Source organism: Actinoallomurus sp. NPDC050550 (assembly GCF_040655075.1).
Taxonomy (GTDB): domain Bacteria; phylum Actinomycetota; class Actinomycetes; order Streptosporangiales; family Streptosporangiaceae; genus Actinoallomurus.
On record NZ_JBFAJC010000074.1, the window covers coordinates 43,682 to 50,142 of the forward strand.

General features: G+C 67.8%; 5 protein-coding genes and 1 pseudogene. 5 read left to right on the forward strand and 1 reads right to left on the reverse strand.

Annotation, left to right across the window (positions count from 1 at the left end; genetic code table 11):
- Positions 1–270: 270 nt before the first annotated feature.
- From AB0I04_RS49655 to AB0I04_RS49675, 5 genes and pseudogenes are all read left to right on the forward strand, one after another.
- Complete coding sequence (locus AB0I04_RS49655; protein WP_360902027.1) at positions 271–915, forward strand: hypothetical protein; 645 nt, start codon at positions 271–273, stop codon at positions 913–915.
- Positions 908–1,456, forward strand: a pseudogene (locus tag AB0I04_RS49660) (IS5 family transposase); the annotation flags it as partial. The gene AB0I04_RS49655 and the pseudogene AB0I04_RS49660, both read left to right, overlap by 8 nt.
- A gap of 94 nt (positions 1,457–1,550) precedes the next feature.
- Entirely contained in the window at positions 1,551–4,094 is a 2,544-nt protein-coding gene (locus tag AB0I04_RS49665; RefSeq protein WP_360902015.1) for a bifunctional serine/threonine protein kinase/MFS transporter, read from the forward strand.
- 90 nt (positions 4,095–4,184) lie between these two features.
- On the forward strand, positions 4,185–4,637 hold the full coding sequence (locus AB0I04_RS49670) for a helix-turn-helix domain-containing protein (RefSeq protein WP_360902018.1): 453 nt from the start codon (positions 4,185–4,187) through the stop codon (positions 4,635–4,637).
- A gap of 120 nt (positions 4,638–4,757) precedes the next feature.
- A complete protein-coding gene (locus tag AB0I04_RS49675) occupies positions 4,758–5,315 on the forward strand; it encodes a transposase (protein ID WP_360902021.1) in 558 nt (185 codons plus the stop codon).
- 400 nt (positions 5,316–5,715) lie between these two features.
- Here the strand turns inward: AB0I04_RS49675 and AB0I04_RS49680 are convergent, their stop codons facing one another.
- Positions 5,716–6,183 (reverse strand): DUF6585 family protein, encoded by a 468-nt coding sequence (locus AB0I04_RS49680; RefSeq protein ID WP_360902024.1) that lies wholly within the window; start codon positions 6,181–6,183, stop codon positions 5,716–5,718.
- Positions 6,184–6,461: the final 278 nt, after the last annotated feature.

The following is a 6,461-nucleotide window of genomic DNA, read 5'->3' on the forward strand; positions in this document are numbered from 1 at the left end:
GCAAGTCAAATACTCGTGTCCGCCAGGCCGCCCGCCCTCTTCGGGTGCCGCGACGCATCCACCACAGCATGATCAATTGGGAATCACTCATCTAGTGCTCTGATAGCACGACGGCTACCCCCATCCGCGGCCTCCCTCGATGACCGGGCTCGCCCGGCTTTGCGTACACCGATGGTTGCGCGTGGGCGTCGAGCCATGTCCCCCTGCACGGCCGGCGAAGCCGTCCCGTGAGGAGCAACGGACGGCATCGAGCAGGCGAGGAAGTCCTGCATGTCCCCCCACATCAGGACCGTCGTCACCGAAGACCGCACCGAGATTCAGATTGAGCGTGTCCCCTGGCCGCTGCCGCTGCCCCAGCCGAAGGACCTCAGCACGCTGAACCGCCGAATGCACGCCAACCCCAACATCAACATCAACATCACCGACGAGGCGATCGACACCACTGTCGGGACGTTCCTCGACCTGCCCAAGGTCATCCGCATCGCCACGCACGAGGCCGGCATCGACGGCCTGAGTTCGCAGTACGCCCGGAGCACCCACCTGTTCATGCTCGAAGGCGACGTGGACCCCAAGTCTCTGTCGTGCGTCATCGGGAACACGCGACTGGGCCACTTGCTGCAGCGGGTGCCGAAGGGAGCCATGTTACCGGAGCCCGCGACGAGAGCGGACGCCTTTGCGCTCAGCCCGTCGTCGAGTTCGACTCGGTCGCCGAGCATCGACCGAACGCTGGGCGGAAGGACCGGGCAAAGCCGCCTGCCCATACGCGGTCGGTGTGACTGGCCCCCGAACTGCTTCAGGAGCTGGAGAAGGCCGTGGTGGCGGAAAAGGGGCTCCGCCAAAGGGACAAACCGGACGGGCGGACGGCCCCGTAGACGCGGCTGCCGGTGGTGGCCCCGGCCACGGCTCTGGCCGTGAGCAGCGCCGCCGGGTATGCCGACGCCGCAAGGCCCGCTTGAAGGCCGCGCAGCTGGCCGGTCCCGGGGCGGGCTGACCAGCAAGATCCACCTGTCCGCCGACCGGCGCTGCCGCCCGCTGTCGCTGGTGCCAACCCCCGGCCAAGCCGCCGACAGTCCCCGCTTCATCCCCGTGATGGACAAGATCAAGGTGCGAGGCCCGGCCGGGCGTCCTCCCACCCGGCCGGCCGCGGCCGCCGGCGATAAGGCCTATTCCTCCCGCGCCAACCGCGCCGACCTGCGCCGACCTCATATCAAGGCGGTGATCCCAGAAGAACCGACCAGGCCGCCAACCGCAAGAAGAAGGGACGTTCTGGCGGCCGCCCACTCAGCCACGACACCGCGCTGTACAAGGAACGCAACACCGTCGACGCTGCATCAACAAGTTCAAGGAATGGAGAGGACCGGCCACCCGCTACGACAAGACACCCGACAGCTACCTGGCAGGGCTCCGCCTACGCGGATCCATCATCTGGCTACGCAGCCTGCCAGCCCTCCCATGATCCGAACTCCCGACAGGCCCTAGAACCCCTTTGTCACCAGGCTCCGAGACGATCGCGCACACGGCGTCGGGTGTACATGGTCAAATAGACAACTATGTCTTCTCCTTTGCTGTCAGGCGATCCCCTCCGTCTGGGCCGGTATGAGCTGACCGGGCGTCTGGGTGAGGGCGGGCAGGGCGTGGTGTACGCGGGGCGTGGGCCGGATGGTGCGCTGGTCGCGGTGAAGCTGCTGCAAGCCAAGATGGCCGGTGATGCCAGGGCGCGGGAGCGGTTCGTGCGGGAGCTGGCGTTGGCGGAGAGGGTCGCCGACTTCTGCACGGCCAAGGTGCTGGATGCCGACGTGGACGGTGATCAGCCCTACATCGTGAGCGAGTTCGTGGAGGGCCTGTCACTGCAGGAGCTGGTGGGGGTCGAAGGGCCGCGCGGCGGCGCGGACCTTCAGAGGCTGGCGATCGGCACGGTGACCGCGCTGGCGGCCATTCATCAGGCGGGGGTGATGCACCGCGACTTCAAGCCGCCGAACGTGCTGATGGCGAAGGACGGCCCGCGGGTCATCGACTTCGGCATCGCCAGGGCGCTTGAGGGCATCTCCACCATGACCAGCCAGGTGGTGGGGACTCCGGCGTACATGGCGCCCGAGCAGATACAGGGGCTGGAGCCGGGTCCGTGGACGGACATGTTCGCCTGGGGGGCGACGATCCTGTTCGCCGCCACCGGCCGCACTCCGTTCGGCGCCGACACCGTCCCGGCGGTCATGCATCGGATCCTGCACGTCGACGCGGACGTCAGCGCGCTCGAGCCTCCGCTGGCAGGGCTGGTCACCGCCTGCCTGGCCAAGGACCCCGCCCGCCGGCCGACCGCACCGCAGGCCCTGCTCACCCTGCTGGGCCTGGGCACGGCGGAGGCGGCAGGGGGTCCCGAGGCCATCCTGGCGGCCGGTGCGACGGCCGTCGAGCGAAGCCTCCCCCTCCAGCCGCCGCCGACCGTACCGGCGGCGGACCTCCAGCGAGGTGCCCCGTTCGTCACACCGGCCGTCGGGATGAACGCGCCGCCCGGCCATCCCCACGGGGGAGGTCCCTACGGCCAGGTAGGTGCTCCGCCATGGGCCGTTCCACCGGCGCGGGTACCGGCACGGGCGCGGGGGCTGGGTGTGCCGTGGCTAGCGACGGTCGCGGTCGCCCTCGGTACTTTCGCCACCGCGTTCAACGTCACCGCAGTCCAACGGAACCTGGGCCAGATCTCGCTCAGCACCGACCTTTTCGCCCAGGACTCAACGCTCCTCTTCTGGTCGTTCAACGCCTACACCCTGGCGCTGCTGGCAGTGGTGCTGCCCGCGGGGTGGCTGGCGGACCGGGTCGGGCGGAAGATCAGTTTCCTCGTCGGTCTCGGGCTGTTCGTGCCCAGCACGGTGCTGGCCGGGATGGCTCAGGGTGGTCTCATGTTCCTGGCCGGGCAGACAGGCCGGGGCGCGGCGGCGGGCATCGTACTGGCCAGCGGCCTGGGCGTGCTGCGCGAGATGTTCCCCGGCCGCAAGCTGGCCTGGCCACTGGCTCTGGTGGGCGCCGCCCTGACGGCCGCCACCGTGGCCGGGCCGGCATTCGTCTACCTCTTCGGCGCGTTCCAGCGCTTGGCGTACGGCGACACCTGGCGGTGGCTGTTCCTCGCCCCGGCGCCGCTGGCCGTCCTGGTCCTTGTCCTGGCCCTGATCGGAATGCGAGAGATCCGCCGTCAGCCGCCACCGGCCCGCCGGCTGGACCTGCCGGCCATCGCCCTGCTGTCAGGAACGCTCACCGCAGGGATGCTCGGGATTGACGGCAGCACCGTCTACGGCTGGACTCACCCGTTGACGGTCACCGCATTGACCGCCGCTGCCCTGCTGGGCCTCGGGGCAGTCGCCGTCACCAGAACGACAGGCGGCGACGCGGCCGCTTCGCCCCTGCTGCCGGCCTCCGCCCTGACGACCGCTGCCGCCACCACTCTAGGCGTCTTCGGTGTGGCCGGATTCCTCGCCGTCTTCCCCTACAGTGTCATTCCTTATTCGCCTTTTTCGGGAAAGAACCTGTCGACGTACTGCTGGCCGGTCGCCGTCGGCGCCGTCGCTGTCGCCGTCGCCGTCGCCGCGGCTGCTGCCGCCGGCGCGCCGCTGGTCGCCCGCTTGCGGGGACGCGGAGTGCTGGCTATCGGTGCCGTACTGGCCGGAATCGCCGATCTTCTCGTCGCCAGGCCCTGGTCAGGCCACATCGCCTACTTCGTCCCTCGGCCGATGGCGGCGGTGCTGGCCGCCGTGGCGGGGGTGGCGTTGACGTTCATCACGATCGGTGGCGCCACAGAGCTCCTGAACCGGCCCGCCGCAGGCCTGCCGGCTCTTTCCGGCGGTATCCAGCAGGCCTCCTACCTTCTGGGCAGCACGCTGTCGGCGCAGGTCCTCGGCCACCTCGCGGCAAACCGCATCGCCACCCGCCTCAAGGCACGCTACGACAGCGACTTGCCAGCCGAGTTCTGGACCAAGCTCTACCAGGAAGGCTGGCAACTCCCCATCATCATCGCCGCCGCCGTGGCCCTCGCGGGCGGTGGGCTGGCACTCATCCGCAAATCCCGCGCACCCGCCGACACCAGCGCCCCACCCACCCGGTCCTAGTTGCCGCATCAGGCAACGTTCGCCCTGTCATGATGTGACGCGCCGAGCGGGGTGCTGTCCCGGTCGGGACGTCACCGGCAGTCTGTCGGAGTGGCAGAACGAGTACGGGTCCGCGAGATCGATGAAGACGAAGGCAGGCGGCTGCTGCGGATCATCCGCAGGGGCACTGGATCGGTAGTGACCTGGCGGCGGGCCCAGCTGGTGCTCTTGTCGGCGCAGGGCATGCCGGTGGCCAAGATCGCTGAGGTGACGTTCACCAGCACCGACCGGGTACGGGATGTCATCCATAACTTCAACGCCGACGGATTCGATTCGCTGTATCCGAAGTACAAGGGCGGGCGGCCGAAGAAGTTCACCTTTGCCGAGCGCCGGGAGATCAAGAAGATCGTCAAGTCCAAGCCCGCCGAGCACGGCCTGCCGTTTCGACCTGGAGCCTGGCCAAGCTGGCCGATTTCCTGGTCGCTGAGGGGGTGGTCGACGACATCAGCCACGAGGGCCTTCGGGTCCTGCTCCGCGAGGAGGGCGTCTCGTTTCAACGCATAAAGACCTGGAAGACCTCCCGTGACCCGGACTACGCGGCCAAGAAAGCCGTGTTGAGCACCTGTACGCGATCGCCGACGGAGAAATCATTCCCGACGATGACGAACCGAGGCGGTGTTCTGCATGGATGAGTTCGGGCCGCTCAACCTCCAGCCCCATCCCGGCCGTCACTGGACCGAACGCGGCGGCCGCCACAAGGACCCCGACCGGGCGCCTCGGCCCCGGCGGCGAGCGACCTACACACGCCCCCACGGGGTCCGGCACCTGTTCGCCGCCTACGACCTGGGCACCGACAAGCTCTACGGGCACATCAAGAAGACCAAGAACCGCAGCAAGTTCCTGGAGTTCTGCCGCTACCTGCGCAGCCTCTACCCAGCCGACGTCCGCATCGCCATCGTCTGCGACAACTACTCCCCGCACCTGACCACCAAACGCTGCCGCCGAGTCGCGGACTGGGCCGAAGCCAACAACGTCGAGATCGCCTACACCCCGACCAACTCCTCCTACCTGAACCGGATCGAAGCCCAGTTCACCGCCCTGCGCTACTTCGCCCTCGACGGCACCGACCACGCCAGCCACAAGGAACAGGGCAGCATGATCCGCCGCTACATCATCTGGCGGAACAAACACGCCGCCGACGAACGGCTACAAGCCGTCGTCAACAGGGCGAATGTTGCCTGAGGCGGCACTAGCTAGTGATGCCTCACCAACTCGGCAGACGCGCATCGCATGTCCGGTACCTCCTGACTTGACGCATCCTGGAATCCAGCAGCGCGGTCGTAGAAGGCAGTCTCCAGTGGCAAACGGCGTCTTCCACGTCGGACTCGGCATCGTGCTGGACCTCAGCGAACCCGACCTTGGCCATCCCGGCCCGCCTGGCCTGTGGGAGGAACTGCGCAATGACCGCCGCCGCCCGGTCCCCGAACGCGGGCTCCAATGCCTCCAATGCCGAAACGACCGGCCGGACTGCCCCGAGTGGATGTTCCTGACCGAACCCGTCGGCCGCCGGTTCGCTCCGACCACGGCACCGACTTGCCTGCGGCCGTCACTGCCTGGCCGTCGACGTCGATCGGGCCGAAGGTCATCGAGGCGCCCCCGCCACGGTCTCCAACGCAACAGGCAACTGGGCGCGGGTGATGCCGTCCTGGATCTCCCAGCCCCACTTCTCGGGGTTGACCAGGCCGCCAAACAGCGTGAGCGTTGTCCCGTCTGAACCGGTCAGCTGGTATCGGTAGGTCGTGCGCACCAGGACACCGTTCTGCCGGTGTTCCACGATCCGCTGCAGGACCGAGGCGGTGCGCCAGGGAAGGATACGGACGCGCCCCTGACCGCCGATGAACACCAGACCGCGCTCGAAGGTGACCGCGCACTTTCCCGCGTTCCTTCTGTTCGTGCTGATGCCTGGCAGGATACGCACCGCGAAGATAGCCGCGATCACCAGCAGTACAACGGCGAGGAAAGTGGCCTCGGCCAGCAATGCCAGTCCCGCCACCGCGAACACACCGGCGATCCAGAATCGGGTCGCGGGCAATACCACCGCCGGATACACCCCCTACAGCACGCCGAGCCCCTCGTCGTCGCCAATCCTCCTGACCCGCTCTGAGACCTCCGCATACACCTCGATGTCCACGGTGCTACACGCCTCTCATCTGCCCAACAAAAGGAAAGAAAAGTCAACCACGACCTTCGTGCCCGGGACTGTCCGGATCTTTGTGGGCGGGCCGGTGATCATTTCTAGTGGAGGGTGATGCGGTCGCCGTAGTAGAGCGACAGCGCGTTCAGCGCTGCCTTCCACCCCGGAGTTTTGCCGGTCACGTTAGCCCGGTT